Origin of the sequence: Glycomyces sp. YM15, assembly GCF_016918015.1 — a bacterium.
Classification (GTDB): Bacteria; Actinomycetota; Actinomycetes; order Mycobacteriales; family Micromonosporaceae; genus Glycomyces.
Genome location: NZ_JAERMK010000039.1, coordinates 1 through 26,755, shown reverse-complemented (window position 1 = coordinate 26,755; position 26,755 = coordinate 1). Strand labels below are relative to the sequence as shown.

Annotated in this window: 23 protein-coding genes; 6 read left to right on the top strand and 17 right to left on the bottom strand. The window is 69.1% G+C overall.

Annotated features, from left to right (window positions below; translation table 11 throughout):
* Positions 1 to 178 precede the first annotated feature (178 nt).
* On the bottom strand, positions 179 to 1,213 hold the full coding sequence (locus JHY01_RS25125) for a glycerophosphodiester phosphodiesterase family protein (protein ID WP_240193242.1): 1,035 nt from the start codon (positions 1,211 to 1,213) through the stop codon (positions 179 to 181).
* A gap of 658 nt (positions 1,214 to 1,871) precedes the next feature.
* Between JHY01_RS25125 and JHY01_RS25120 the strand changes: the two genes are divergently transcribed.
* Positions 1,872 to 2,606 (top strand): DUF6270 domain-containing protein, encoded by a 735-nt coding sequence (locus tag JHY01_RS25120; RefSeq protein WP_205328465.1) that lies wholly within the window; start codon positions 1,872 to 1,874, stop codon positions 2,604 to 2,606.
* A gap of 189 nt (positions 2,607 to 2,795) precedes the next feature.
* Here JHY01_RS25120 and JHY01_RS25115 read toward each other — a convergent pair whose 3' ends face one another.
* From JHY01_RS25115 to JHY01_RS25080, 8 genes are all read right to left on the bottom strand, one after another.
* Complete coding sequence (locus JHY01_RS25115) at positions 2,796 to 4,586, bottom strand: ABC transporter ATP-binding protein (protein WP_205328464.1); 1,791 nt, start codon at positions 4,584 to 4,586, stop codon at positions 2,796 to 2,798.
* A gap of 186 nt (positions 4,587 to 4,772) precedes the next feature.
* Positions 4,773 to 6,641: a hypothetical protein gene (locus JHY01_RS25110; protein WP_205328463.1), complete on the bottom strand. Its 1,869-nt coding sequence runs from the start codon at positions 6,639 to 6,641 to the stop codon at positions 4,773 to 4,775.
* A gap of 316 nt (positions 6,642 to 6,957) precedes the next feature.
* The gene (fxlM, locus tag JHY01_RS25105) at positions 6,958 to 8,211 is read right to left on the bottom strand and encodes a methyltransferase, FxLD system (RefSeq protein WP_205328462.1); all 1,254 of its coding nucleotides are present in this window, start codon (positions 8,209 to 8,211) and stop codon (positions 6,958 to 6,960) included.
* A 70-nt stretch (positions 8,212 to 8,281) separates the two neighbouring features.
* Complete coding sequence (locus JHY01_RS25100) at positions 8,282 to 9,142, bottom strand: hypothetical protein (protein ID WP_205328461.1); 861 nt, start codon at positions 9,140 to 9,142, stop codon at positions 8,282 to 8,284.
* A 141-nt stretch (positions 9,143 to 9,283) separates the two neighbouring features.
* Entirely contained in the window at positions 9,284 to 9,877 is a 594-nt protein-coding gene (locus JHY01_RS25095; protein ID WP_205328460.1) for an alpha/beta hydrolase, read from the bottom strand.
* Between the two features lie 89 nt (positions 9,878 to 9,966).
* A complete protein-coding gene (locus tag JHY01_RS25090) occupies positions 9,967 to 10,779 on the bottom strand; it encodes a class I SAM-dependent methyltransferase (RefSeq protein ID WP_205328459.1) in 813 nt (270 codons plus the stop codon).
* Between the two features lie 186 nt (positions 10,780 to 10,965).
* Positions 10,966 to 11,586, bottom strand: a complete 621-nt coding sequence (locus JHY01_RS25085; protein WP_205328458.1) for a LysE family translocator — start codon at positions 11,584 to 11,586, stop codon at positions 10,966 to 10,968.
* Between the two features lie 103 nt (positions 11,587 to 11,689).
* Complete coding sequence (locus JHY01_RS25080) at positions 11,690 to 12,394, bottom strand: hypothetical protein (RefSeq protein WP_205328457.1); 705 nt, start codon at positions 12,392 to 12,394, stop codon at positions 11,690 to 11,692.
* Between the two features lie 292 nt (positions 12,395 to 12,686).
* Here JHY01_RS25080 and JHY01_RS25075 point away from each other — a divergent pair, with 292 nt between their 5' ends.
* Positions 12,687 to 13,175 carry a hypothetical protein gene (locus tag JHY01_RS25075; protein ID WP_205328456.1) on the top strand — a complete coding sequence of 163 codons (489 nt, stop codon included), beginning with the start codon at positions 12,687 to 12,689 and terminating at the stop codon, positions 13,173 to 13,175.
* Positions 13,176 to 13,200: 25 nt separating this feature from the next.
* Here JHY01_RS25075 and JHY01_RS25070 read toward each other — a convergent pair whose 3' ends face one another.
* From JHY01_RS25070 to JHY01_RS25055, 4 genes are all read right to left on the bottom strand, one after another.
* Positions 13,201 to 14,334 carry a PrsW family intramembrane metalloprotease gene (locus tag JHY01_RS25070; protein WP_205328455.1) on the bottom strand — a complete coding sequence of 378 codons (1,134 nt, stop codon included), beginning with the start codon at positions 14,332 to 14,334 and terminating at the stop codon, positions 13,201 to 13,203.
* On the bottom strand, positions 14,331 to 14,927 hold the full coding sequence (locus JHY01_RS25065; protein ID WP_205328454.1) for a hypothetical protein: 597 nt from the start codon (positions 14,925 to 14,927) through the stop codon (positions 14,331 to 14,333). The genes JHY01_RS25070 and JHY01_RS25065 overlap by 4 nt, the downstream gene beginning before the upstream one ends.
* A 64-nt stretch (positions 14,928 to 14,991) precedes the next feature.
* The gene (locus JHY01_RS25060; protein ID WP_205328453.1) at positions 14,992 to 16,410 is read right to left on the bottom strand and encodes a hypothetical protein; all 1,419 of its coding nucleotides are present in this window, start codon (positions 16,408 to 16,410) and stop codon (positions 14,992 to 14,994) included.
* Between the two features lie 30 nt (positions 16,411 to 16,440).
* The gene (locus JHY01_RS25055) at positions 16,441 to 17,127 is read right to left on the bottom strand and encodes a hypothetical protein (RefSeq protein WP_205328452.1); all 687 of its coding nucleotides are present in this window, start codon (positions 17,125 to 17,127) and stop codon (positions 16,441 to 16,443) included.
* A 213-nt stretch (positions 17,128 to 17,340) separates the two neighbouring features.
* Between JHY01_RS25055 and JHY01_RS25050 the strand changes: the two genes are divergently transcribed.
* Positions 17,341 to 18,267 (top strand): VCBS repeat-containing protein, encoded by a 927-nt coding sequence (locus JHY01_RS25050; protein ID WP_205328451.1) that lies wholly within the window; start codon positions 17,341 to 17,343, stop codon positions 18,265 to 18,267.
* A 6-nt stretch (positions 18,268 to 18,273) separates the two neighbouring features.
* On the opposite strand, the gene JHY01_RS25045 is transcribed toward JHY01_RS25050, so the two are convergent.
* From JHY01_RS25045 to JHY01_RS25030, 4 genes are all read right to left on the bottom strand, one after another.
* The gene (locus JHY01_RS25045) at positions 18,274 to 19,803 is read right to left on the bottom strand and encodes a glycosyltransferase (RefSeq protein WP_205328450.1); all 1,530 of its coding nucleotides are present in this window, start codon (positions 19,801 to 19,803) and stop codon (positions 18,274 to 18,276) included.
* Positions 19,800 to 23,477 carry a glycosyltransferase gene (locus tag JHY01_RS25040; protein WP_205328449.1) on the bottom strand — a complete coding sequence of 1,226 codons (3,678 nt, stop codon included), beginning with the start codon at positions 23,475 to 23,477 and terminating at the stop codon, positions 19,800 to 19,802. Before JHY01_RS25040 ends, JHY01_RS25045 begins: the two co-directional genes overlap by 4 nt.
* A 196-nt stretch (positions 23,478 to 23,673) precedes the next feature.
* The gene (locus tag JHY01_RS25035) at positions 23,674 to 24,018 is read right to left on the bottom strand and encodes a hypothetical protein (protein ID WP_205328448.1); all 345 of its coding nucleotides are present in this window, start codon (positions 24,016 to 24,018) and stop codon (positions 23,674 to 23,676) included.
* Entirely contained in the window at positions 24,011 to 24,373 is a 363-nt protein-coding gene (locus tag JHY01_RS25030; RefSeq protein ID WP_205328447.1) for a hypothetical protein, read from the bottom strand. Before JHY01_RS25030 ends, JHY01_RS25035 begins: the two co-directional genes overlap by 8 nt.
* Positions 24,374 to 24,642: 269 nt before the next feature.
* On the opposite strand from JHY01_RS25030, the gene JHY01_RS25025 reads away from it, so the two are divergent.
* The 3 genes from JHY01_RS25025 to JHY01_RS25015 all read left to right on the top strand — a co-directional run bounded on the left by JHY01_RS25025 (position 24,643) and on the right by JHY01_RS25015 (position 26,306).
* Positions 24,643 to 25,446, top strand: a complete 804-nt coding sequence (locus tag JHY01_RS25025) for a Scr1 family TA system antitoxin-like transcriptional regulator (protein WP_205328446.1) — start codon at positions 24,643 to 24,645, stop codon at positions 25,444 to 25,446.
* A complete protein-coding gene (locus tag JHY01_RS25020; RefSeq protein WP_307814575.1) occupies positions 25,376 to 25,675 on the top strand; it encodes a DUF397 domain-containing protein in 300 nt (99 codons plus the stop codon). The genes JHY01_RS25025 and JHY01_RS25020 overlap by 71 nt, the downstream gene beginning before the upstream one ends.
* A 97-nt stretch (positions 25,676 to 25,772) precedes the next feature.
* Positions 25,773 to 26,306, top strand: a complete 534-nt coding sequence (locus JHY01_RS25015; protein WP_205328444.1) for a class I SAM-dependent methyltransferase — start codon at positions 25,773 to 25,775, stop codon at positions 26,304 to 26,306.
* The last annotated feature ends 449 nt before the right edge of the window (positions 26,307 to 26,755 follow it).

Below are 26,755 nucleotides of genomic sequence, written 5' to 3'. Positions count from 1 at the left end.
CGTCGCCGCCGAACTCAACGGACGCCCACGCAAAACGCTCGCCTGGGAAACCCCAGCCGAGCGCCTCGCTAAACTCATCCACACCAGCGAATAACCAGCAGTGTTGCAACCACCCCTAGAATCCGCCCGGCAGGGCGGCCCCTCGCTTCTCGGTGTGAATCCTTTGATTCGACCCGGGCTAGCAGTCGCGGGCGGCGACGGCCAGGTCCGGGAAGTCGCTGAAGACCGCGTCCACGCCCAGGTCGTAGAACAGCTCGAACTCGGCCTCGTAATCGCCCCACGCGGCCGGGTCGGAGCCCTCGCGCAGGTTCGCCGGCAGGAAGGTGTTCTCGGCGCGGAAGGTCCAGACGTGCACGTCCAGGCCCCGGTCGTGCGCGCGCTCCACGATGTCGGTCGGCTCCGAGATCGAACCGTCGGCCGCGCGCGGGAAGATGCGGTTCTTGTTGAGGCTCACCGTGTCCAGCGTCTCGGCGTACTCGTCGAGGGTCGCGTCCGGGATCGCGCCCTGGCCGTCGATGTTCAGCCCGATCGGGTTGTCCACGCGCTCATCGATGTCGAGCAGGCTCTCGTACTCGAACGACTGGATCCACACCGGCGACCGCTTGCGGTCGAGCCCCCGCTCCTCCAGGAGGTCGGCGAGCGCGTCCTCGATGCTCATGCCCTTGTCCTCGTAGTAGGACGGGTGCTTCATCTCCGGGTAGGTGATCACCTTGCGGTCGAGGGTGCCGACGTAGTCGAGCACCTCGTCGTAGGTGACCAGCTCGAACTGGCCGTCGTACGCGGCGCTGTCGGGGCGCAGGCCCGGCAGGCGCTCCTCGGCGCGGAGGGTCTTGAGCTCGGCGAGGGTGAAGTCGTCGGCGAAGAAGCCGGTGACGGGCTTGCCGTCGATGAGCTTGGTGGTCTTGCGGTCCGCGAACTCGGGATGCTCGGCGACGTCGGTGGTCTCGTCGAGGACCGGCTCGTGGCGGGCGAGCAGTTCGCCGTCCTTGGTGAGCACGAGGTCGGGCTCGATGACGTCCGCGCCCATCTCGACGGCGAGCGCATAGGCCTCGAGCGTGTGCTCGGGCATGTAGCCGCTGGCACCGCGGTGCGCGATCACGAGGGGCTCGTGGTGGTGGGACTTGGCGGCGGCCGGGGCCGCGGCGAGGCCGGCGAGGGCTCCGGCGGCGGTCAGCACGGCCGCGCCGCGCAGGAGCGCGCTCTTGAGGGACATGAAGGTCCTTTCGTGGGGTGTGCCCTTCGGCACGGGACTCCATCGGGAACGGGCCTTCAGTCAAGCGGCCGCGGTCGTCACCCGTTCGGCGCGAACGTGAACGACGACTGAACGATGTCAGAAATCCGGAGCACGACGGCGGTCGCCACGCCGCTGAGAACACCGGCGACCGGTGCGGCGGCGTGGCGACCACGCGTCCATGCGGGAGGCCGTCGCCTCGGCGGTGGTGGCCACCCCGGCATGCACCACCAAGACCATCGGTACGGTCACCGAGGCGACGGCCTCCCAGCCGGTCCCGCCCGGCCCGATCCGATCGCGGCAGGGTGTCACGATCCGATGCCCGGGTCGCGGTGCCGCAGGTATCGGTTTCTAAATCAGGCCATCGGACGGAAAGCTGGAGAAGCGGGACCTCCCCGAAACGATTCGAATATCGATAGGAACCGTTTTCTAGGCAATCTTGGCGCATCGGAGCCCGAACGTCAAGCATCGAAACCTTCGAATACATAACGGTGTCCCTCCGGTGGGCGCAAGGTTGCCCGCAGATTGACGGTGGCGAAACAGCAAAAGTGGCCCCCACCTGCAGGTACCGGGCCGCACGGCCGTCCTGCATACTGGCCACTTTCGTGCCACCGCCGCCACTGGATCGGAGCATCCGCCAATGGAGCACCTTCCCCCGACGTACTCGCTGATCGGCTGCTGCGTCACCCGTGACGCCGCCGATCTCGGCCGCGACCCGCTGCCCAAGCCGGTCCACTTCATCTCGCGCACCCGCATCCAGAGCCTCGTGTCGACGCCGAGCCCCATCGACCCCGACGACATCGAGCTCGATTCGGCCTTCCAGCGCCGCACCGTGGTCGAAGACCACCGGAAGACGGCGCTCGACCCGCTCGCCGACATCGACCACCCGATCGTCATCGATCTCATCGATGAGCGCTGGCCGCTCATCGACACCGGCTCCGGACTGGTCACCTCGACGATCTACTTCCGCAACGCGGGCCTGGACAAGCGCCCCGGGTACCGCCCGGTCACCAACGACGTCGAACTCGCCGACGACGGCCCGTTCGCCACTGCCGCAAGGGCGTTCGCCAAGCGACTCCCACAGCGGCCGGTGCTGGTCCACCGCGCGTTCTGGGCCTCGCACGACACGGCGGGCGAACCGGTGAACGACCTGCGGATCACCAAGCGGAACAACCACTGGCTCGAACACGCCTACGCGATCCTCGAAGCGGCCCTGGGCGAACGGGCCCTGCCGCCGGTCGAAGTCGACCCCGCCCTGCGCATCGGCGACCCGGCCCACCGCTGGGGCCCGGGCCCGTACCACTACATCGACGAGTACTACACCGAGCTCTCCGACCAGGTCCGCAAGGCGCTCGCCAACGCCCCGACCCGGTAACGAACGCCAACGCGCACCGGCAACCCGCAAGCTCCCGCGGTAGCGCCGCGGGAGAGCCCGCGCCGGTTTCAGCCCAGCGGGCCGACGGCTTCGGTTCGCGCCCCGCGGCATTGCCGCGGGGCGCGCGGCATCGACGCGGCACGCTCCAGCGTTGGACGGTCGCGCGGTCGCGCGGTCGCCGCTACTGCCCTATGCGGCCGTGAGCAACTGCGAGGCGGCCAGGTCGCGGTACAGGTCGTCCTTCTCCACCAGCTCCGCGTGCGTGCCGACCGCGCGCACCAGACCGGCGTCGAAGACCACGATCTGGTCGGCGCTGGTCACCGTCGAAAGCCGGTGGGCCACGACCAGAACATTCGTGCGCTCAGCCGCGTCGAGCATCACCTGCTTGAGCGCCGCCTCGTTCGCGGCGTCGAGCTGCGAGGTCGCCTCGTCGAGCAGCAGCAGCCGCGGCTTGCGCAGCAGCGCCCGGGCGATGGCCACGCGCTGGCGCTCGCCGCCCGAGAGCGTCGTGCCCCGGTAGCCGATCCGCGAGTCGAGGCCGTCCGGCAGTTTGCCGACCAGTTCGGTCAACCGCGCGACCTGCACGACCTCGTCCAATTCCACGTCGGTCGCCGCGGGCGAGGCCATCACGAGGTTCTCGCGGAGCGTGCCGTCCAGGACCGGCGCGTCCTGCTCGACATAGCCGATCATGCGGCGCAGCTCCTCGAGCGGCCAGTCCACGACGTCGACCCCGTCGACCTTCACCGAACCGGTGGTGGCCGGGTAGAACCGCTCGATGAGCGAGAACACCGTCGTCTTGCCGGCCCCGGAAGGGCCGACCAGCGCGGTCAGTCCGCGTCCACTCGAGGTGAACGAGACGCCATGGTGGACGTACGGCAGGTCTTCGGCGTACCGGAAGGTCACGTCCTCGAACACGACCTGCGCGGGCCCGGTGCCGGCCGGGAGGCGCACGGCCTCCGGCAGGCCGTCCTCGGAGGCGGAGCCCTCGGCGTCGAGGTTCTCGACCTCTTCGATGCGGTGGATGGCGGCCAGGCCGGTCTGGAGCTGCGAGAGCGACGCGATGAGGCCGTTGATCGGGCCCATCAGGTAGAACAGCAGCAGCAGGAAGCCGATGAGGGTGCCGACCTCCATGGCCCCGGAGGCGACGCGCGCGCCGCCGACGCCGAGGACCATGAGGAACGCGATGTTCACCGGCAGGAATGCGACGACGCCGGCGAGCGCCTCCCAGAACGAGGCCTTGACGCCCGTGTCGCGGGCGGTGGTGGCCGCCCCGTTGAGGCGGGCGATCTCGTGGTCCTCGGCGCTGGAGGCCTTGACGGTGCGGAAGGCGCTGAAGATGCGCTCCAGGAGCGATCCCATGTCGCCCAGGGCCTTCTGCGAGGCGACGGTGGCGTTCTGGATGCGCGGCATGATGAACAGCATCGTGACCGTGACGAACGCGACCATGGCCATGGTGGTGCCGAACAGGGTGAGGTCGAGCCAGGCCATGAGGCCGATGCCGCCGAGGATCATGAAGGCGTCGGTGACGCCGCCGATGACGGTGGTGCTGGCGACGGTGCGCAGGAGGTTGGTGTCGGAGCTGAGCCGGGAGACGAGGTCGCCGGGCTTGAGGCGGTCGACTTCGGCGACTTCGAGTCGCACGAGCCTGTCGATGAGCTGCTTTCGCACGGTGAGGACGACGTCCTGCCCGGCGATCTGCATGAGGTAGGGGCCGAGGGCGCCGAGCGCGCCGCCGACGATGACGACCGCGCCGAGATAGAGCAGCGGCCTGGTGAGGGATTCGTTCGCGGAGAGGGTGTCGATGACGTCCATGGCGATGAGCGGCTGGACGAGGCCGACGAGGCCTCCGGCGAAGGAGAGGGCGCCGCCGATGATGAGCAGGCGCAGATGCTGGCGGGCGTAGGACCACAATCGGGTGATCGGGGCTTTCACCGGCGGCGTTTCGGCCGCCGCCGGACTGGGTGCGGTGGTGTCGGTCATTTCCTGGTTCTGCCTCTGTACGAGCGTCTCCGCTGGGTGCTGCGGTCTCCATCGAAGCTACCTGCGCCGTCCGACACTGCCATCGGCCGATGGTCGTGAACGTCCTATGACCAAAGTCGTACGCCCATCGGGTGAGGGCGGCCGTTCGCAGCGGGCCGGGGGTCTCCCGATGGGCGTACGTCCGGGTCAGTCCTCGGCGAGGACGATGACCTTGTCGCCGGGCTGGAGCATGAATTGCAGTCCTTTGTCCGGGTTGAGCTGCACGCCGTAGTTGGGGGCCTGCTTGGCGAGGGCGGCCACGCGGTAGCCGATGGCGGTCTCGCCGCGCCGCCGCGCCGATTCGGCCACGGTGTAGAAGTTGACCGGCACGCCGGGGCGCACGTAGTGCTCGGCGGGTTTGAGGTAGATCTCGGAGCCTTCGGGGCTGAAGAGCTGCGCGAAGACCTGCGAGAGCTGCGGGTTCTCGGCGGTCTGGGTGAGCAGCAGGCTGATGAGCTTGTCGCTGACGATGAAGTCGTCGGCCTGCGTGACCTGCGCGAGCGTGCGGTTGCGGTCGTCGGCCATCTCCGAGACGACCTTGAAGCGGGTGTTGCCGCGCTGGGCCATGTCGCGCAGGTGGAGCAGGGTCACGAGGGTCTTGGAGTCGGCGAGCTGCGGGGCCACGTCGTCCGAGCACAGGGCGATGATGTGGTTGTACGACCCGGGGTTGAGGGATTCGAGGAGGACCCGGTCGGTGGTGTCGTCCTCCTTGAAGTTGAGGCCCTGGACGCGCATGGTGGGGCCGATCTTGCGGATGGCCTCGGGGGCGTCGGGGTGGTCGGTGACGACGTCGGTGACCGAACCGGGGGCGACGTACTGGTCGAGCTGTTCGAGGATCATGCGCGACATGGCGTTCCAGCCGAGCATCAGGGTGCGCTCGGGCCGGTTCCCGGCGTCGGTGCGGGCGACGATGACGCTCTCGTCGATGACGGGGCGGGAGCCGTCGAGCACGATCGCGGAGTCGTCGGCGGCGATGAGGATGAGTTTGTCGCCGGGCTGGAGCGAGGCGGAGGAGGGCGGGTTGATGATGCAGCGGCCCTCCTTGGTGAGCACGCCGATGAACGAGGACGTGCGGTAGGAGTGGAGGGCCTGGCTGAGGGGGCGGCCGAAGAGGCCGGGCTCCTCGACCATGTAGATCTCGTCGCCGCCGAAGTCGAGCAGGTCGGTGTAGACGACGGAGAGGCCGGATTGGCGGCAGGTCTGGACCATGAGGCGGGCCATGAGGTCGTTCGCGTCGACGATGTGCGCCGCGCGGCCGCCGGCGAGGCGGGCGGCGGGCAGGTTCCGGCCTTCGGCGACCGCGCCCACGACGTGGCATTTGATGCCGTCGCCGCCCTGGGTGACGGCGAGCAGCGAACGCACGAGCTGGGCGTCGGGGTCGTCCTCGGCGGAGGTGAGGACGATGACGCTCTTGGCCTGGCCGGGGTTGACGAGGGCGATGCTGTCGGGGTCGGCGGGGTCGCCGGTGCGACAGACGACGTGCGTGCTCTTGAGGTCCGCGATCTTGCTGCGGATCTCGTCCTCCATCTCGACCTTGTCGCGGTCGGCGAGGATGGCGATGACGGCGCGCTTCTCGCTTTCGTTGGCCTCCACCAATTCCGAGATGACGATGAAGACCTGATCGGACCATCCGAGAATGACGGTGTGATCTTTCTCAACGACGAACGAGCGGCCTTTTCGAAGGTCTTCGAGTTTCGCGTCGAGACCCGTGGTCAGCACACCGACGAGTGACGAGAGGATCACCAGACCGCCGATGGTGGTGATGAACATGACGACCATCGCGGGGCCGCCGGCATCGTCACCGGTGATGGTTCCGGCGTCGAGGATGTGGATGAACGACTTCCACAATGTACCGCCGAAGCCGTCACCGTCATTGACGATGACGAGAAAGAGGGCACCAATCGCGGTGAGCGCCAACGTGATTACGGTCAGCCAACCGATCAGCGCTTTCGTGCCCTTCGACATGGTGTTGTCGAACCAATAGCGTGCCCGCTGTTTGAACGTCGGCTCGGACATCGGGGGCGTCCTTTCTGGGAACGGCTTTCGACCGGCCGACTCGGGGCGGAGGCGAGTGGGGCCGGGAATTTTCCGGGGTGTCAGCCACTATTACTGCATTGCGTCCACTGCGACCAGTCGCAGCGGTTCCGCTACTCGCGGTCACCCGGATCCGAGGGGCGCCGAGGGGCTGGCGCGGCGGGCGACGACACCCCACCCTAGTTCGAAACGTCGGACCGGATGAGGCGAGGGTGACCGGACCCCGCCACCGCGCGCCTCTCCCCGGGCGGTGCCGCAGGGACGCAGTGGTCCCCGACGCGCTTGACGCCCACGGGGATCAAGGCCGGGACGCGGGCGCCTGAGCGTCGCTACGCGAGGCCGATCCGTCGGGGACCACTTCGATGGCAAGGCGCGTGTGACGCTTGGGCACGGTGAAGCGCGGCTCGGCCTCCGGACCGGTCCCCTCGCGGTGGGCCGTGATCTGGAGGCTCACACCGTCGCGGCATTCGCGGTCCCAGACGCGGACCTCGTCGGCGACGCGCGCCGCGAGAGCCGGACCGTTCGGGCCGTGGCCGCGCACACCGATCTCGTTGCCGCCGCTGGTCTTACGGCAGACCAGGTACGCGAAGTCCTCGCCTTCCACCACGGCGGGATTGGCCCAGCGCAGCAGGAGCCGCTGCAGGCCGTGATCGCCGAAGGGCGCGCTCATGCGCCCGTATCCGGTGAACGCGCAGGCGAGCCACAAGGAGAGCTGCGTCGCGTCATCGTTCACCTTGAGCTGCACGGGCGTCCACACGGTGGTGCCGCGACCGTCGAGGGCGCCGCGCACGCCTTCCGCCTCGACCTCCCGCTCCACGTGGAAGGTCATGATGCGGCCTTCCGAAAGCTCCACGGTCTGGCCCTCCTGGCTGCCGAGCCCGCGCATCGGCATGAAACCGCAGCTCACGATCGAACGGCTGCGCATCACCCTGTCCGCGTAGTCGAAGGCGACCGAATGCTCGCACCCGCGAATGCTCAAGGGCGCGACCAGTCTGCCGCCGTCCGCGAGCTGGTCCCACCAGGCCGGAGGCAGGTCCCAGGTGCCGACGGTGGCGATGATCCGGTCGTACGGCGCGCCGTCGACGAACCCGAGCTCGCCGTCGCCCTCCACGACCCGCACCCGTTCGCACCCGACCGCATCGAGCGCCTTGCGGGCCCGCCCGGCCGTCTCGGAGTCGATGTCTACAGTGGTCACAGCACCTTCGGAGCCGACGAGCGCGTCGAGCAGCGCGGCGTTGTAGCCGGTGCCCGCCCCGATCTCGAGCACGCGCTGTCCGGGCCGCACATCGAGTTGTTCGAGCATTTCGGCGACGATCGCGGGCTGCGAGGCGGAACTGACGGCCTCGCCGTCGCTGTCGCGCTTGGTGACGTACACGTCGTCGGCGTAGGCGATGCGCAGCGGCGCTTCGGGAACGAAGCGGTGTCGGGGCACGGCGAGCATCGCCGTCCCGACCGCCTCGCTCCGGATCACGCCGCGCGTGCGCAGGGACCCCATGAGGCGGGTGCGCAACTGATGCGCCTCGTTACCCGAAGTATCGGTGTGATCACCCACGCCTTCCAGCGTACGTCCGATGTGCCACGTTCGCCTCCTCCAGTTCCATCGATTGGAACGGTTCAACCGCTCATTCCCTCGCGGCGCAGCGGGCCTCCAGCATCGCCCAGAGCGCGTCGCGACGGTCTTCCTGCACGTCGATCGGGGCGGCGACCGGTTCGCCTCCGTCCATGGTGATCCAGACGGTGAACCCGAAGGGGCGCTTCGCATCGCCCACCACGTGGCCGTCGCAGCGGTGCGCGTCGAACGCCAGCGGCGCCGCCGCGCCGCCGTCCTGGGCGTTCGAGGTCGCACCCATGTGGATCTCGAACAGGACACTCCCGCGCACCTCGGTGATTCCCAGCGCCGCCTCCCCCAGCGGCGTCGCGATCAACCTCCCTTCGAGGGTGCCGTCCGCGGTCGCGGTCAGCTCCCCCAGTTCGATGCGGGCCGACTCGGCCACCGCCTGCGCCGCGCAGGCCTCCCGGACCAATCGGTCAAGTGTGCCGTTGGGGTGTGACAATCCCAGAGTCACCGTGTGGACGGCCGCATCCCCGGTCGCGACCTGCAGGACCACCGAGGCCGGCTCGGACTGCGAGGCGGCGCCGTCCGGGCAGCGCGCCTCGCCGTACCGCACGATGAGGTCGCGAGCGTTCTCGCTCGGCGGGACCTGGGTGTCGAACTCCTGGACGCCCAAGGGCGCGAACGACTCCGTGAGCAGCTCGAGGCCGAGCACCCGCACGGGAGCCTCACCGTGGTTGGTCACCGCGATCGCGACCTGGCCGGGTTCCATGAACATGCGCCTGATCTCGGCGGTGGCCGTCAGTTGTGGAGCATCGGAGGCCGGGCCCCCGGCGGTGTCGCCGCGGGGGCTCGCGACGCTCCCGGCCAGCGCGGCCGAGGCGGCGGACAGTACGAGGACGCCGACGAGGGCGATCCGAACCCAGCGCATGCGGCCTCCCGGAAATCCGAAGGCCCGCAGGAGGTGCCGAGGAGCGAACGGGCCCGCTCCGGTCCAGTCTGGCACTGCGCGAGGCCGGTGGGAAGGGCTGCGAACGGGGAGCCTGGAGCGGGGCCGGGCTCCGCGCGGTCGTCAGTGGTTGGGGGTCAGGCGTTCCGTCTCGTCGAGGCACCAGGCGAGAGCCGAGGGCCAGCGGCCGTAGCCGTCGGTGAAGGTGATGTGGCCGTCGCCGGGGAGCAGGTCGACCTCGCAGCCGAGGGGCCGCCCGTACTGCTCGGCGGCGCCGTCGGCGCAGTACGGGTCGTTGTCGGAGCAGGCCAATCGGACCGAGTGTCCGGCGAGGCGCAGACCGGCGAGGTCCATGCCGGTCGTGCTGAATCCGGCGATCACGTCCCAGTCGTATGCTTCGGGGCCGGGCGGGCTCACGAGCAGGACCCGGTCGGCCGAGGCCGGATTGGACGAGGCGGCGTCGGCCGCCGCGAGGTGCATCCAGGCGGCGCAGGCGAGGCTGTGGCACAGGACGATCTTCTCGCCGCGCATGAGCGCCAGCTCGGCGCGGATCGCGTCGGTCCAGTCGGCCAGCTTCGGCCGGTCGGTCTCGGGCAGCTGCGGGTAGAAGACCTGTTCGCCGCGCTCCCGCAGGTCCATGGCCAGCTCATGCTGCCAGTGGCCCGCGGGCCTGCGGTTCTCCACGCCGTGGAGGATGAGAAAGCTGCGAGTCCACATGCCATCGGAGGTTAGCCGCACGCCCTCGCGGCGACAAGCGGCTTCCCGAACCGCGGGGCGCCCGCTTCGGTTCGGACGCCCCGCCGCGTTCAGGCCGGGATCGTCGCGATCGTCAGCAGGTGGTTGCTCGCGCCGAGCAGCGAGGGCTCGGCCTCGATGATGCGCAGGCCGTCCATGAGGTGCTCACGGGCCTCCTCGTCGTCGATGAGGCGCTCGAGTTCGGGCATGAACCCGGGGAAACCCTGCACGGCGTACTGCGCCGCGCCGCTGAGACCCGCATCGGCGAACTCCTCGGCGACCTCGCCCGGGTGGGCCAGGTACGCGGTGGTGAACATTTCCTGCTCGAAGTGGCGGAGGTCGCCCTCGCGGAGGATGCGGAGGCTGTCCTCGGCGCTGATCCCGCGGTCGATGCCGTTGGACAGAAAGGTCAGCCAGTCGTTCCAGCCCGCGGTGCGGTTGATCGTCGCGGCCGCGACGATGCCGTCGGGGCGGGTGCAGCGGCGCGCCTCCGCGATGGCCTGCACGCGATGCTCGCGGTCGGTGAGGTGGTAGAGCGGGCCCATGAGGAGCACGGCGTCGAAACTCGCGTCGTCCCAAGGCAGTTCACGCGCGTCGCCGACCACGGCCGTGACGCCGGGCAGCCGGGCCGCGACCTCGACCTGGCTGGCGACGGGGTCGATGAGGTGGACGCGGTGGCCGTCCTCGGCGAGCCATTTCGCGTGCACACCGGTCGCGCCGCCCACGTCGAGCACGTCGAGGTTCTCGCCGGGGAGCTTGCGGCGCAGCAGGTCCTGCGTGCGGGCGAATTCCAGGCGACCGCGCGGGTTCCGCGTCAGGCGTTCGCGTTCGCCGCCGCGCTCGTAGTACGCCTCGATCTCGGTCTCAAGTTCCCAGGTGCTCATGGCGTTCATTCTGCAAGAACGCGAGTGAAACCGCTATCGAGAATCCGAGGGGCGGAAACGGCGGCCGGTCCGCCGTCCCGCCGCGCTCCCGCAAGCGCGAAGGGTCGGCCGGCTGGCCGCCGCGCTGCTATCTCACCTCATCGCCCGCGCGCACCGCCGGGCGGGGCCGCCCGCTCGCGGTCCGGTTCAGTTCGCGGCCACCCGCAGGCCGAGCGCGACCATGACCGCCCCGGTGACACCGCCCAGCCAGGCGCGCACGCGCGGGCGTTCGAGCACGGAGCGGAACAGGCCGATCAGGTTCGCGAGTCCGATGTAGAACAATCCGCACACGGCCATCCCCACGGCCGCGAGCTCGCCGATGAGCACCGCCTGCGATCCGCCGCCGACGAGGAACTGCGGCATCAGCGCGGTGAACAGCACGACCGCTTTCGGGTTGAGCAGGTTGCACATCAGGCCCGAGCGGAACGCGGCCCAGTGGCTCATCGGCCGGTCGAGCCGGAGCTCGGCGACCGGCCGCCGCCGCTCCTTGATCGCGGTGAGCATCGACCGCACGCCCAGGTAGACGAGATAGGCGGCGCCCGCGAGCTTGACCACGGTGAACGCCAGCGCCGAGGCCGCGAGCAGTGCCGCCAGGCCGATCGAGGTGGCGACGACCCATACGACGATGCCGAGTCCGATGCCCGTGGCGGTCCACATCCCGCTCACGCGCCCGGAGAGCACGGTGTTGCGCACGACCATCGCGAAGTCGGGGCCGGGGACGATGGCGGCGAGCAGGATCGCCAGGCCGAAGAGCAGCGGTGCGGTCATGGTCTCCCCTTGGTCCGGTGCGTTCCGGTCCATCTTCCGCGTGGGAGACGGCGGGCGCATCCGCACGATGACGGGGTTGTGCGACCGGGTTCAGGAGGGTCGGTCAGGCGGGGTCGGCGAGGCGCCAGTACTGCTTCTTGTCCTTGTCGTGCACGACGACGCCGAGGTCGGCGAGTTCGTCGAGGAGTTCGCGCAGGTCGCCGGTGTTCGATTTCTCGAGGGCCTGCTGGCGGGCCTTGAGCACGGCGTTCGCGCCCTGCGGGAGTCCGTCGGCACCGTTCACCCAGCGTTTGAACTCGGCGGCGTACGGGTCGCCGTCGGGGTGCCAGCCGTAGCCGTGTCTGCGGAGTGCGGCGGCGAGCTTGTCGCGGTCGAGGTCGAATTCGACGTTGGCGAGTTCCTGGCGGCGGTGCCCGAGCGCGACGACCCGTTTGTCCTGCACGAAGACTCCGGTGACGTCGGCGCGGTCGATCTCGCGTTCGTAGTCGCCGCGTCTGAAGGCGATGCGGTCGCGGCCGACGGTGATGTGGAGCATCTCGTGGAGGGCGAAGAGCGCGATGACGAGGCCGAGGAGCAGCCCGGCGGCGAGCGCCACGATGAGCCGGAGGGTCCCGGACAGGTCGTTGAACAGCTCGAACAGGCCTTGGAAGGGGAACCATGCGAGCCCGACGATCCATTCGACGATGAACGTGAGGCCCCACCCGAGCGCGGCGCCGACGAGCGGGAGGCCGATGAGGAAGGCCGGGCCGACCCAGGGTGCGTCGGCAACGGTGGTGGTCTCCCCGATACGGGTGCCATCGGTGGGCATGAGGTCGCCGCCTTTCCGTGGGATGCGAACGGCTTCACTGTATAGATGCACTCTGACCTGCGCAAACGATGCGCCTGAAATCGATCCCTTGGAATGAGCGCTGCGGTGCGGTCCGATACCGAAGACGCTCGTGCCGGGGCCGGGCGATACGAAAGTATCGGCGGTTCGCCGCAGGACCTCGCCCGAGAATAGGTGAAAACGCTACCGACGGGATGGCGCTCTACTAGCGTCCAGAACGTCGATCCGGAACGCGGCCATGGACTTGCGCCGCGCGCGAGAAAGGCCCGGACCCGTGCCGCACCGTCGTCCTGCAACGTTCGCCGCCGCCGCCGTGACGCTGCTGCTCTGCGCCACCGCCTCCGCTTCGGTCGCCGCGTCGAGCAAGGAGTCCGGCGACTTCGTGGATCTCGTTCTGGCGGAAGGCGACAGCCGTTGCGAGGTGGAACGCGTCCCGGTCGGGGCCGCGCCGCCCGCCCCGGTCGCGATCGACGCCGACCGCATCGACTTCGACTGCGGCGGCGACACCTCGTTCGAGTTCCGCGGCGATATCGGGTTCGCCTTCGACGACGCGGCGGGCACCGCGACCGCCGAAGACGTGCGCATCGCCGCCACCAAGTACGGCGTGACCTGCACCTACGAGGCGTCTCGGGTGACACTCGAACGCGAAGACGCCACCCGCCGCTACAGCGGCGGTCCGATCGGCGCGAAGAAGGCCGCGGGTTCGTTCCTGTGCCCGGGTTCGGTGAACCTCGACTCGGCCGAGGCCCGCTTCCACCAGTAGCCGTCGGGCCTTCGACGCTCGTCGCTCACAGCACGGGCGGCGTCCTGTCGACCAACATGCCCTGCCTCGCCGCCGCGACCGCGTCCCGCCAGGGCTGGGCGGCGGCAGGGTCGAGTCGTCTCGGCACTCGTTCCTCGAGCAGGTCCAACTGCAACTGCTGCAAGCGTTCCTGCGCCACCCGAACCGGACCGAACGCGCGCAGGTACCGCCGCCGCGCACGCTGCCGCGACAGGCTCGCCGCCTCGACGGGCGCGAGGCTCCCGGCCTGCACCTCCTCGGCGGCGACCTCGTCCCAGCGGGAGCGGAACCCGCGGCGCACCACGGTGTACGCCACGATGAGGATCGCGAAGTTCGCCAGCGGCTTGCCCACCGCACCGGCGATCCCGCCGAAGAACGGGCTGTCGAACAGCCAGTGCATCCCCATCGCGAGCGCCATGCACCCGACGGCGACCCAGACGCGCCGAGTCGCGGACCGGCCGGACTCGCTCAGGAGGTAGCCGATCCCGGCCCCCGCCACCGCGCTCATCGTCCAATGCGACCCGATGCCGGTGAGCAGGATGCGGACCCACAGCACCTGACCCGTCGCCCCCACCGGGTCGACGCCGCCCGTCAGCCCGATCCCGTTGAGCCCGTATGTGAAGTTCTCCATCAGCTGGAAGCCGAATCCGACGAGCGCGCCGTACACGAATCCGTCCGCCGCGCTGCGCACGAGCCGCGTCGAGACGCACGCGAGCAGCACCACGCCCGCGGCCTTCACCGCCTCCTCGATGAGCGGCGCGGTGAGCGACGCAGCCCAGTCACCGGCCGCCTCCAGCCCCAGAGCCCGCGACCAGGCTCCGAGCAGCATCCCGTTCATCACCAGCGCCAGACCGCACGCCGCGAACGCGCCCCACATGAGCGCGAGCCAGGTCCCCGACCACGGCGGGGCCCGCACCGGCCGCAGGAACCGCCGCGCGATCCACAGCGCGACGGCGAGACCGACCGCGAGCACGGTGAGGTCGAGTACCGCGCTCCCCGGAAACGCCAGCACGACCGGGAGGAAGTCCTTTTGCAGCGTCCACAATCCGAAGGCGGACAAGGCGATCAACGTCCAGAAGCCGAGCGTTCCCACGCTGACGGCGGCCGGGCGCGGCACCGCCGCGTGGGCGTAGACGGTCATGACGCCTCCTCGAACGCGATCGAATCGATGAGCGCCGCGGCGGCGGACCGATCGCCGTCACCGGCGTGGGCCGGGGCGAGGACCTGCGCCTCCACGGCCTGTCCGCCTTCGTCACCGGCGAGTACGAACGCCTGGCCGACTCGGGTGCCGACCTGCAGTTTGCCTTGCAGCCCAGTCGCTCCGGAGGCGTTCTCGTAGTCGGTCGGGGTGTCGAGCCGCACTTCGACGCCCTGGCGGCGTTCGATGTCCAGGAGCCGGTCCATGCCCGCCCACATCTCCTCCGGCGTCGTCTGCGCCGGGACGGTCACGCTGGACAGTTCGACCGCCATGTCGCCCCGCACCAGCACGAGGCGCGTGTTGACGTCGCTGGCGGCGCTGTCGAGCACCCAGCCGTCGCCGACCTGCACCGACGCCCGCTGCCCCGAACCGAACTCGATCACCGTGTCCGGCACGACCGCCACCCCGGCGGGCTGCGACCTCGCGAAGACGGCCTCGGCTGCGATCAGCGCCAGCAGCGCCCCGACCACCGCGAGCGGCACCCAGATCCGGCGCTTGCCGTGCACCGCGTTCCCCGCGGCCCCAATGTCGTTCATGCACAGAACATAGCCACAATCGCGCCCCGCTAACCTGGGAGAACGATCAGCGTCGGATGAGGACTCACGGACTGCCGTGGACGGCGGCCCCGTGGAGGAAGGTCTGCTGGACGTTCCACACGTCCGGGTTGAGGGCCATCCGCGCCGAATACCACACCCGGTATCCGGGGACGCCGTATTCGGTGTCCGCGTATACGGTCGCCCGGTACAGGTGGTCGTGCATCGCCGGTTTGAGCCTCGGCACGGCCGAGAAGCGCTGGCTCTCGAAGCTCGTGGGCGTCGTTCCGTAGAGGAAGAGCAGGTCGCCGTCGCGGCCGGTGGAGGCGAAGGCGGTGTCGTTCAGCAGCCCGATGTACGAGTCGCCGTCCTTGGTGACGTCCAGGTGCCACGGCTCCTTGCCGTTCTGCATGGCCCCCAGGCTCACCGTCTGCATGGGGGACCAGTTGGCCTTGGCGGGGGTCGCCCCGCCTTCGAAGTAGACCATGCGGTTGGGCGACCGGGCGATTTCGATCGCCCACATGACCCACCGGCCGTTCTCGTACATGAGGGCGGGCGACAGCGGCCGGCGCTCGGTCATGGAGCTCCGCAGGGCCTCCGCGGGCGCCGACCAGTTGACGCCGTCGGTGGAGGTCGAGTACTTGATCCGCTCCTGTGCCGCGTCCGGGATCACGACGCGCCAGAACACGTACATCGTGTTCCCCGGGCCCATCTCCAGGTCGGTGTCGGAGTTGTAGGGGCCGGGCAGGCCGGGCTGGTCGTCGATCGGGTTGGTGAGGCCCGGGGGCACGACCCAGTTGACGCCGTCGTTGGACGCGGCGATGTTCGGATCCTCCCAGGCCGAGTTGCTTCCGGGGTAGGGGGTGTGCGCCATCCAGTACTCGTAGCCGTTCCAGCCGCCGGGTATCCGGACGACGGCCGGGTGGGTGGTCTGTCCGCCGCCGGGTTCCTGTTGTGTCGGGATCGTTCGCTTCCCGCCGAAGGGTCCCCAGACCCTGCTGGGGATCTCGGCCTGCTCCGGGACGACCGGTGCGCATTCCCTCAGATCGGCCTCGCCCTGCACCACGATCCGATCGAGGCGGCTCCCGTCCGCCGAGACGCGGTCGACCGCTGCCTGCAGGACGACGTGCCCGGTGTCCCCGGGGACGACCGTCATTCCCGAGAGCGAGCCCTCGCCGGGCGGCGGCACCTCGGCCCCGGGTTGGAGGGTGCCCGCGAGGTCACCTTCCCGCCAGGGGCTCGATTCGGGTCCGGTCTGGACGTCGGTGCCGGCGACGATGTAGCGGTACTCCGGGTGGGCGGGAGCGCCGATCTCGTCGGTGAGCAGGAACTCCACCTCGAGTTCGCCGGAGCCGCCGCAGGTCGCCGTGGCGAATTCGAGGACCGGTTCGGGGGTCCGCTGGGCTTGGGAGGGGAGGCCGACCGCCATGGCGGCGAGCAGTCCGGAGGCGGCCACGAGAAGCCTTCCGCGTGCAGTGAAGCGCATGCTGTTCCCTCTCCCTAGTGGAATGGTCGTCTAGCCGGGGTGGGTGATGGTCAGCTCGAATTCGGTGATGATGCCGATCGGTTCGGAGCCGGTCACGCCTGCCTCCCCTTCCCACAGCAGCGCCAGGCTCGGTATGGCGAAGGTCTGCTCGTACGGTGGGAACAGCGGGTTCGCGACGGGTTCGGTCGGCAGCATCCTGATCGGCTGGGTGTAGAGGAAGTCCGTGCTGCTGCTGAGGCCTGGAACCATGTCCACCTTGAATTCGATGCCGGGGTTGAAGATGATCGACTGGATCGACGTGTCGTACTGGTAATCCACCGGGGTACCGGGGCGCATCGCGAGGTAGACCTGGCCGAAGTCCGCCAGTTCGTCCGACGAGGCCACGAGGTTAGCCGCCACCATGGCCTGGTTCCCCTCCGGCCTCGCGAGGTCGACCTCGCCGGTGATCCCTCCGGTGGTGAACGGTTCGAGCTGCCCGAAGATCTCGATCGTCGCCCCCGGGGTCGACAGCGAGACTCGCCGGTAGTTCGGGCTCTCGCCCACGGTCTGCTCGGGCGCCCCCGGCATTGAGTCCCATGTGGATGGAGGTGCCGCCGCGGTCAAGGTGGCGGCGAGCAGGATGACGATCGGCGCGGTGACCGCGACTACGGACAGGCGGCGCCCCCGCAGGAGGGAGCGCCTGCGTCCGGTGTGCCGTTCAGCCGGTTCGGGCGCCATGAGGCCGCCTCCCATTCTCTCGCCGCTCAGGTCGTTCCATACCGGACGATAGCCATTGCGAGCCCGGGACAGGCTGATTCAGCGGAAACACCTGAACACAAGGGTTGCTCATCCTTTCGGGAAACATGACCAGATCCACTATGTCTAGTTGAATGAAAATCGCCAGTATCGGCATTCGAAGCGGGCTTCGGCCCCGAACACGAAGGAAACGACATGGAAGACAGCACCATCCGCGGGCGCCTCGCCCGGTTCCGGCGGCGGTTCCTCCTCTGGAGCGCCGGCATCGCGAGCATCGCGGTCCTCATCGCTCCGAACGCGGCGTTCGCCCAATCCGACGGCGGCGCCGAAGCGGCCCAGCCCGAGCAGGTGCCCTCCGGGGACTACGACTACAACGGGGACGGGCTCGCCGACATCGTGGCCCGCAGAGACTCGACCGGGGCCCTGGAAATCTGGCCGGGCAACGGCAACAGCGGCTTCGGCACCCACTACATCGTCGGCTTCGGCTGGAACGCCATGAACCTCATCGAGACCGCGGGCGACCTCAACGGCGACGGCCTGGCCGACCTCATCGCCAGGGAGGCGAGCACCGGACAGCTGTACTTCTACCCCGGCAACGGCAGCACCTTCTCGCCGTTCCAGTCGATCGGCCGAGGGTGGGAGGTCATGAGCGCCATCGTCTCAGGGCACGACTACACCGGCGACGGCAACGTCGACATCATCGCCGTGGAAGCCGGCACCGGCACGCTGTGGCTCTACCCGGGCACCGGCACGGGAACCGCATTCGCCAAGCGGCTCAACATCGGATCGAGCTGGAACCAGCTGCACGAACTGACCGCCGTAGGGGACACCAACGAAGACGGCCACGCCGACATCGTCGCGGTTCACAACGTCGCCGAGTGCATGTACTTCTACGCGGGACCCGGCAGCGAGAAATTCAAGCCCGGAGTCCTGTTCGACTGCGGCTGGGACGTGCTCGAGGGGGCCGCCGCCGTCGGCGACTTCACCGGCGACGGCCACCTCGACTGGGTCGGCAAGGACCCGGACCACAACCACCTCTACCTGTTCCACGGAGACGGCACGGGCAGCTTCGACTTCTCACCCGTCATCGACTACGGCTGGAACCCGATGACGATCGCCTGACGGCGCTCACCCGATGGCACCGGCCGCCGCCGCCAGCGGCAGCCGGTCCATCAGCGCCTTCACCGAGAAGCGATCGGCGAGATGGCTCCAGGCCGCCGCCTGCTGCGCCGCGTACGCGTCCGGATCGGCCGTCAGCGCCTCCGCGACCGACGCGACCTCGCCGGGGTCGCAGTAGACCGCGGCGGGCCCGTACGCGGGCTCGAGCCGCCGGTCCATGATGACCGGCACCCCCGCCGCCATCGCTTCGAGCGGCGCCCTGCCGAAGGCCGCCGCGCCGTCGGCCGCGGCGAAAAAGGCCATCACGTCGACCTCAGCGAGGAATGCCTTGGGCGCCAACGCGTCGAACGGGTGCACCGTCCAGTTCTCGGGCAGGCCCTTGAGCAGTCGCGCGGGCGCTTCGGCGCCGCCGAGCACGTGAATCTCGAACGGTTCACGATCGGGATAGCACTCCAGCAGCGTCTTCGGCTGGTCGGGCCACTGCAGCCGGTGGTCGCGCGCGTGGCGGCCGATGCGGATGCGGCCGTCCGGGACTCGGCGGGCGTCCAGCCGCCACCGGTCGATCTCGATCACGTCGTTCCAAGGCTCAGGAGCCAGGTCGAGGCCGGCGAGTTCTTCGGCGTGGTGTTCGAGCAGCGCCGCGCGGACGAGCGGCCCGCCCGCGTACCAGGTGTGCTCGCCGAGCCAGTCGGTGACGTGCCGATCGACGGTGCCGAGGTCCCAGGCCTTCTCACGGAAGCTTTGGGCGCCATAGGACTCGAACGGCGTCTGGTCGGCGATGACGACGGTGCGCCCGGCGGTGACCCGGGGACGGCGCTCGAGCGGGAACATGAGTGCGACGGGCGTCCGCACGACCGCGAGCGCGCATTCGACCTCCTGGTCGAGGCCGATCGCGCGCACCTGCTCCCCGTCGATGAGCGCCTCGACCTCCGGTCCGATCGGCGCGTTCGGGTGCCACCGGTGAACCGGGTGGTGCAACAGGCCGATCGTCAGGCCGAGGTCCCGGCAGGCTTCGATCTTCGCGATCGTGGCGGCGGCGGCGTCGCCCGGCAGGCCGAGGTGCGAGACGAGCACGACGTCGAACGCGACCCGTTCCGGAGGCGAGACGCGCGAACGCTCGGCCTCCATCTGCCAAGCCTCGACCGCTCGCAGCAGCGCGAGCCGGTCGGCGAGCGGGATCCGCTGGTCCGAGGCGATCTCCCGCGCCTCGCGCACCGCGGAGACGGGGAACCCGCCGTCCAGTGCCTCGAAGACGCGCTGTGCGCGGCGCTCGCCGGACTCGCAGGGGAGGGCCTGTTCGGCGCGTGCGCCGAACAGGTCGGCCGCGGACTGTTTGGCGGCGATGTCGCGGCCGAGCCGCCGGAGCCGGACGGCGGTGCGCCGCCCGAATCCGATGAGGACGACGAGCGCCAGGCCCGCCGCGGCCAGTGCGTACGGCGGGTCGAGGACGAACGGCAGCGCCATGGTCGCCGCGGCGGTGCCGAAGGCGACGACGATGCGCCGGTCGACGTTCGGGTGGGTACGGGTCTTCGAGTTCATCGGGTCCCCTCCAGGTTCGGCTCGGCGGTGGGCACTGCCGGTGCGGTGATCGTGACGCCGAGACCGTTCACCCTGCGCAGCAAGGCTTCCGGGGAGAACCGTTCGCGGACGACACGGAGGCCGGCTTCGGCCCGTTCGGCGTAGTAGTCGCGGTCGGCGGCGAGGCGCCGCACTTCGGCCGCCACGTCCTCGGGTTCGCAGTAGACGGCCCCGTCGCCGAAGAGCTCGGCGAACTGCGGCGGCAGGATCGTGGGGAGTCCGGCGGCCATGGCCTCCATCGGGGCCCGCCCGAACGCCTCCAGGAGGTTCTCGTCGATGTAGTACGCGTACACGTCCACCTCGGCGAGGAAGTCCACGGCCGACAGCGTGCCGAACGGGAGGGAGATCCAGCGCGGCGGGATCGAGCCGAGGATGCGCTGGAGCGCATCGTGGCCGCCGAGCATGTGGATCTCGATGTCGTCCGCGGCCGGGTAGGCGGCGAGCAGCCGCTTCGCCATGTTCGGGAACTTGGTCACGTGGTCGCGGCTGTGGCGGCCGAGCCGGATCGGCTCACCGTCGGCGCGGACCCGGCGCGGTTCGCGCTTCCAGTCGGCGATGTCGATGGTCTCGTACCAGAAGTCCTGGGCGAGTTCGATGTCGGCCATTTCCTCGGCGTGGTGGGCGCGCAGGACGTCGCGCACGGCCGGGCCGATGGCGTACCAGGTGTGGTGCCCGAGCCATTCGGTGACGTTGCGGTGCACGTCGGCGATGCTCCACGCGGTGCCGTAGCCGCCGGTCGGCCCGTACTCCTCGAACGGGGTCTGGTTGACCAGCAGCACGGTCCGCGCCGCTTCGATCTGCGGGCGGTCCTCCATGAGCTGCTCCAAGGCCACGGGGAACCGCACGATCGCGAGGTCGCAGTGGACGGTGTCCTGCGGGCGGACCTGGACGACGCGCTCGCCGTCGATGAGCGCGAGGATCTTCGGGTCGATGGGCCGGGCCATCGCCCGTTCCTTCACCGGGTGGTGGACGAGCGCCACGGTGAGCCCTGCCGACAGGTAGGCGAGGATCTCGGCCTCGTTCGCGGAGGTGGTGCCGCCGCGGAGGTTGAACGTGGACACGATGGTGATGTCGGCTCGCAGCGTCCTGGCGGGATGCCGGTCGCGGGCCGCGCGGTGGCTGCACAGGGCGGCAAGGGCCTCGACCTGGGTCTCGCGCGGGCCCTTCCCCGAGTCGGCGGCGATGCTCGCCAGGCGGGCTCCGGCGGTCACCGACCAGCCGTGGTTGAGGCGCGTCTCCCAGTTCTCGATCATGCGGCGTTTCTGGGGGGTGAGCCCGGTCCCGCCGGGGGCTCCGCGGTCCGGCACGGTCGCGAGGACGCGGGCGCGATCGAGCGCGCGGAGCAGCCGTGAGTGCGTCGTCGCGGCCAGCAGGCACAGGAGGGTCAGTGCGATGCCCACCGCGAGTCGCGGGTCCGGGGTGAACACCCCGAGCACCGGAACCAGCGGTGCGACCGCGGCCGCCGTCCAGGCGCGGCGTTGGGCGGCCGCCTTCACGAACCGGCGCAAGGGCTTCGCCGACTGGTTCCCCGCGGCGCCCGGCACCGGCTGAACGGCGGGCGTCGAGTCGGGTCCGGCGTTCGGCTGTACCCCGGCCGCTTGCGGTTCGAGGGCGCGCCACGTGGCCAGCGCGGCGAGCGATCCGGCCCAGAGTGCGAGGCTCGCGCCCGCGGTCCAGGGCACCGCGGCGGGCTCGATGGCGGACGCGATCGCGACCGAAGCCGCGACGGACCCGAGACCGCAGCAGGCGAGCAGCAGGTCGCCGCGGTTGAAGGCCGGTCGCAGTGCGGCGGAATCGGTTCGCGTTCCGGCGGCGTCCTGCGGGGCAGCCGGCCGGTCCGCGTCTTGCGGCCCTGAGTCGGGATCCGCGGGTCCTTGCGGTGCGGTGCCGTTCGCAGCGGAACCTTGGACGGCCGCCGCTGCGGGCTGCACGTGGATCCGTTCAGGCTCGATGCCGGGGTGCTCGAACCGGAGCAGTTCGGCGTAGTCCTCACTGGGCGTGAACATCGGAGCGGTGTGCGGCCCTTCGGGTTCGACGAAGTCGAGTCCGTGTTCGGAAGCGGCGGTCAGGACCGCGCGGTCGACCAGGGCTTGGTCGCCCTTGATGCCCTTCAGGTCGGGGCAGTGCACCAGCGCGACCGCGGCGCCCTCGTCGGCCCTGTCCTCGGCGTCTTCGAGCATGGCGCGCCGCCGCTGGTCGAGCGCGCTCCAGTCCGCGGCGTAGATGCGCTCGTATTCGATCGCGCGATTGGCCGCATTGGAGCGGGTGATCTCGCGGGTGATCGGGAACGGCCGCGGCCGGGCCACCGAGGCGAGGAACGGCGACGCCTGCTCGCGGCCGATAGCGCGGTGCCAGCGGGCGAACCCGGAGTAGTAGGCGAATCGGCTCGCGGACATCCAGTGCCGTGAGACCTCGCCCGCCGACAGGGTGCTGTCGTTGTAGCGCACGGCCGTCAAAGGGCCGTTCCCCATGCGCATGAAGGCGCCCTTGCCGAACGCGGTCTGGATGCGGAACCGGTATTCGGAGTCGGCGGTCTTCCTGACCTCGTCGTAGAAGCCGACCTTCTTCAGCACGGCTTCGGCGCGGATCATGATCGGCGTCGACCGCGCGGCGATGAGCGCGATCTGCGGGTCGATCATCAGCGCCAGGTCCTCGGCGACGGCGATGCAGCGCGATTCCACCATGACCAGTTCCGGCCTGGCGATCATCGGCCGCACCTGCAGTTCGAGGCGGCGCGGGTGGGACCAGTCGTCGGAGTCCAGACCGGCGATGAACTTGCCTTCGGCGACGGCCATGGCGCGGTTGCGGGCCTGGTAGGTGCCCGCGTTCTCGGGCTGGATGAGGAGCTTGACGCGCGGGTCGAGCGAGGCGGCCTGCAGGAGCACGTCCTCGTACTCGGGGCCGGAGGCGTCGTCGACGAGCAGCAGCTCCCAGTTCTGCCACGTCTGCTCCACGATCGACCGCACCGCCGTCAGCAGCGCCTCGCCGGGTTTGAAGCAGGTCATGACGACCGAGATCAGCGGGCCGCGCTCGACCTTGGGCAGCGGGGCCGTCCGCAGCCCGTCGAAGCTCAGCGCCTCGCCGGCTTCGGGGGCCACCAGCTCGGGCCACTCGGCGAGGTCCTTGAAGCGCCGCAGGTACGTCGCGGCGCTGCCGCCGTGGCGCGGATGGGCGTCCTGGCAGCGGAGCGACCGCTTCAGGAGCTCCGAGACGCCGCAATAGACCCGGCTCAGCTCTTTCACCTGCCGGGACCGGCCGTGCAGATGGGCCGTGGTCACATGCAGCTCTTGGTATTCGAGGGGCACACGGCCCCCGAGCCGACGGTAGGCGAGGTCGAACAGCGCGAGGGCCTTGGCGCGTTCGTCCCCCGTCCGGGCTTTCAAACCGATGGAGGCCGCGAGCGCGCACAGCGCTTCGAGGTTGAGTGCCGCCTTCTCAAGGCGCGATTCACGGCCGCGCAGATCCAGCAGCAGGTCGGGATCGTCCGGGTACGCGAGACGTGCGAGCACGTGCAGCACCAGGCGCGAATTGTGGAACTGACCCCACTCGTGGATGTCCTTGATGCGTGAGGACGCCACCGAGCCAAGGGCTCGATCGACCATTTCCTGGACGTTGAGCATTTGGTCCAGACGCATTGAATCCTGATCGGCGGAGTTCGAGCTTCGCCGGGATTCGGGAACGGGCGAGAGGGTTCTCATTTCGGTAGAACCTGTCATGGGCAGGTACTTTACGAGCATTTCAGGCTTAGTTCGGCGATATTGCGGCGTGTTGCCTCGCCCAGCCGGTATCGGACCGGTCGACCCCCACCTGAGCCGACCGGCCCGCCGGGGGCTAATCGGGAGGTGCCCCGGTGATCAATGCCTTGGCGCGCTTGAGAAGCCATCCGCACCACGCGTCGCCGTTCCACGATCCGCGCCAGGCCGGCGCGAAATCCGCGTCGTCGAATCGGCAGACCTCATGCGGGCCCACGCCGTCGTCGCAGTCGATCAGGAATTCGCAAGGACCGTTCGGATATCGGGTCTGATCCGGCCCGAGTCGGTAGACCGAGAACAGCGCATGGCCCCTTGCGAAGTCGCCCAGGAAGCCGACGGTCGACGGCCCGCCGTCCGAGCGGCGTCCGCATTCGGCGCGCGGCTTCCCGTCCGAGTCCGTCGCCGGAGCCGCCGTCTCAGCCATCGCAGAACCTCGCTGATGACGGGTTCCGCTCGATCATGTGCCGCCCCATCGGGGAAGGCCGCCCGGGACGCTGCCGACCGCTCACCCGCTCCCCGACGTGTCCGCCCACGATCACGAGGCTGAAGGCGCACTCCTCGACCCAGATCCGCCACTCTGCTTCGGCCTCACGCCAAGCCGGGCCCCATGTCGCTTTCAGGTCGCCGGAGTTGATCCCCGACACGATGAGCACGATGTCCTCGCGCTGACCGGTGTACACCTGGAACGAATCCGGCGCATCGGGACTTGAGACTCGGACCCGATAGGTCCGCAAGCTATCCCGGAACTCCCCCCGCTCCAGGTTCTGCTGATCGACCAATGCCTTACCTCCATTTCGAGCTGTCGCATTCCTGACAGATCAGGAACGGCGATGAACTTCTCGATGTATCGAATGTAGGCAACGACCACGTCCTACGGAAAGAACGACGAGGTAGCACTACCTGCCCTGCAACAACACTTGGCAAGAATCGACCGGAAAGTTCTGCACCCCAATTCTTTCCTTATCGGACGCCGCATTGCATCGAGCATTTGGGCGGGGGTACCGTCTGATTACAGTGCGTTTCCACCGACGAACTCCGGGAGGCCTGCATGCCGCTCTCACACCTCGCCGACTGGTACGTCCCTGCGGAACTCCAAGCGCTGTATACCGAGTCCGGACTCACCTACGGACAGATCGGCGCCAAGCTCGGCGTGAGTGTGCGGACCATCGGGAACTACCTCACTGGAGAGACCCGGCCGAAGCTGGCGATGGCGGCGAAGTTCGCCGAAGTCTGCGGAGCGACCGAGAAGCGAACCGAGTTCCTGATCCATGTGATCAGCCAGATGGACCACGGCAGGATCGTTTCCGATCTCGAGGAACGCAACATCTTCATCATCGAGCGGGCCGAGGCCACCTACGGAGAGTTCTGGAAGTGGGAGCCCTGGTATATCCCTGGACCGCTTCAAATCGAGCGGTACCACATGGAAGCGCTGGCCGGTCAAGACGAGCAGCCGATGCAGCAGTGGAAGCGAAAGCTCCGCCGCCAAGTCATGATCCTTCGACGCAAACCGGCCCCTGTCATGAGAATCCTCATCGGCCTGAACGCTCTCCAACCACTTGCACAGTGGGAGTGGGGCGCGGACCAGTTCAAGAAGCTCCTTGAATTCGATCGGATGCCCAACTGCGAGATCCGGATTCTCGAAGGCCTGCATCGAGGGGTGGAGCACTCCTTCGATATCTTTCGACCTGCCGAAATGACAAAGACCGGGCCCGCATTTGTCTATGTCGAAGCCCTCGACCAGAGCCGACACATCGAGGAGGCCATCAAGATCGAGATGTACCATGGCCGGGTCAACAAGATGTGGTCTTTTGGGACACGATTCGGAGGGCGCCTGGATGACTGGGTTCACTAGCTGGCGGAAAAGCTCCCGCAGCTCAGGGGCGTCGGACAGCAACTGCGTCGAGTGTCGCGTGACCTGGCGAAAGAGCAGTCGCAGTTCCGGCGCGAGCGACAGCAGCTGCGTCGAAGCCCGGCCCCGATCTGGCGGCTTCCAAGTGCGGGACTCGAAGCTCGGTCATGATTCTCCGATCTTCGACCTCGGCGCGCCTGACTTCAAGGCGCTGCTCGTGGCCTCACAGTAGGTGTATGGGATCAGCCGAATACTGGGAAAGGCGCTACGCGCGAGGCGGTACCTCCGGGGCGGGTTCGCGCGGCTCGCATGCCGAATTCAAAGCAAGCGTGCTCAACAAGTTCGTTGCCGATGAGGGCATCGATACGGTCATCGAGTTCGGTTGCGGCGACGGGGAACAGCTCGCGCTCGCCGCGTACCCCCGCTATCTGGGACTCGATGTGTCCCCCACGATGCTGAGCCAGACCATGGCCAGGTTCGCGGAGGACGCCACGAAGAGCTTCGCGCTCTATGACCCCGCGCGTTACAGCGACCGGGCCGGGATCATCACCGCCGACCTGGTGCTGTCGCTCGACGTCATCTTCCACCTCACGGAGGACGACGTCTACGACCTGCACCTGGAGCACGTCTTCGGTGCCGCCCGCAATCACGTCGTCCTCTATACGAGCGACGCCGACGACCCCGGGTTGTCGGTCGAGTGGGCGCCTCACGTGCGCCATCACCCGGTGGTCCGCGATGTCGAGAAGCACTTCCCCGAATGGCGGCTGAGCGAGCGGATTCCGAACCCGCGCCCCTGGACCGCTGAGGACCCGGAGGGCTCGATGTCCGACTTCTTCATCTACGAGCGCATCACCAGCGAGTAAGCCGCGATCGAACGCGGGAGCCCTCCGCGTCGAACGAGGCCGGACCAGTCTCGCCGCTGACGGTGGAAGGGCTGGCCCATGTCGATACTCGTGGAGGGCTACAGCTTCGAGGATGGTTGCGGTCAGAGCGATCAGCGACAACAAGGCAGCGGATATTCGGGGACGTATTGCGGCCGTCCGGCGCGGACGGGGCGCGGGACGGAACGGCGACCGAGACCGGCCCAGCGGGCGCGCTCGGCCGCGCTGTCACGCGCCGTTCCGTGTCATCACGTCCGCTGTGCAGTCCTTGACATCTGGACATTCGCACCTTCGAGGCAGGTCCGGACATGGGGATGGGGCCGGACCCGTACGGGGGTGTGGCGTGTGGTGTTGGGTGTTGCGGTGTGTCCCCTCGGCAGGTGCCGCCTGCCGAGGGCGAGGTAAGAACGGGATGGGGTCGAGGGTCGACC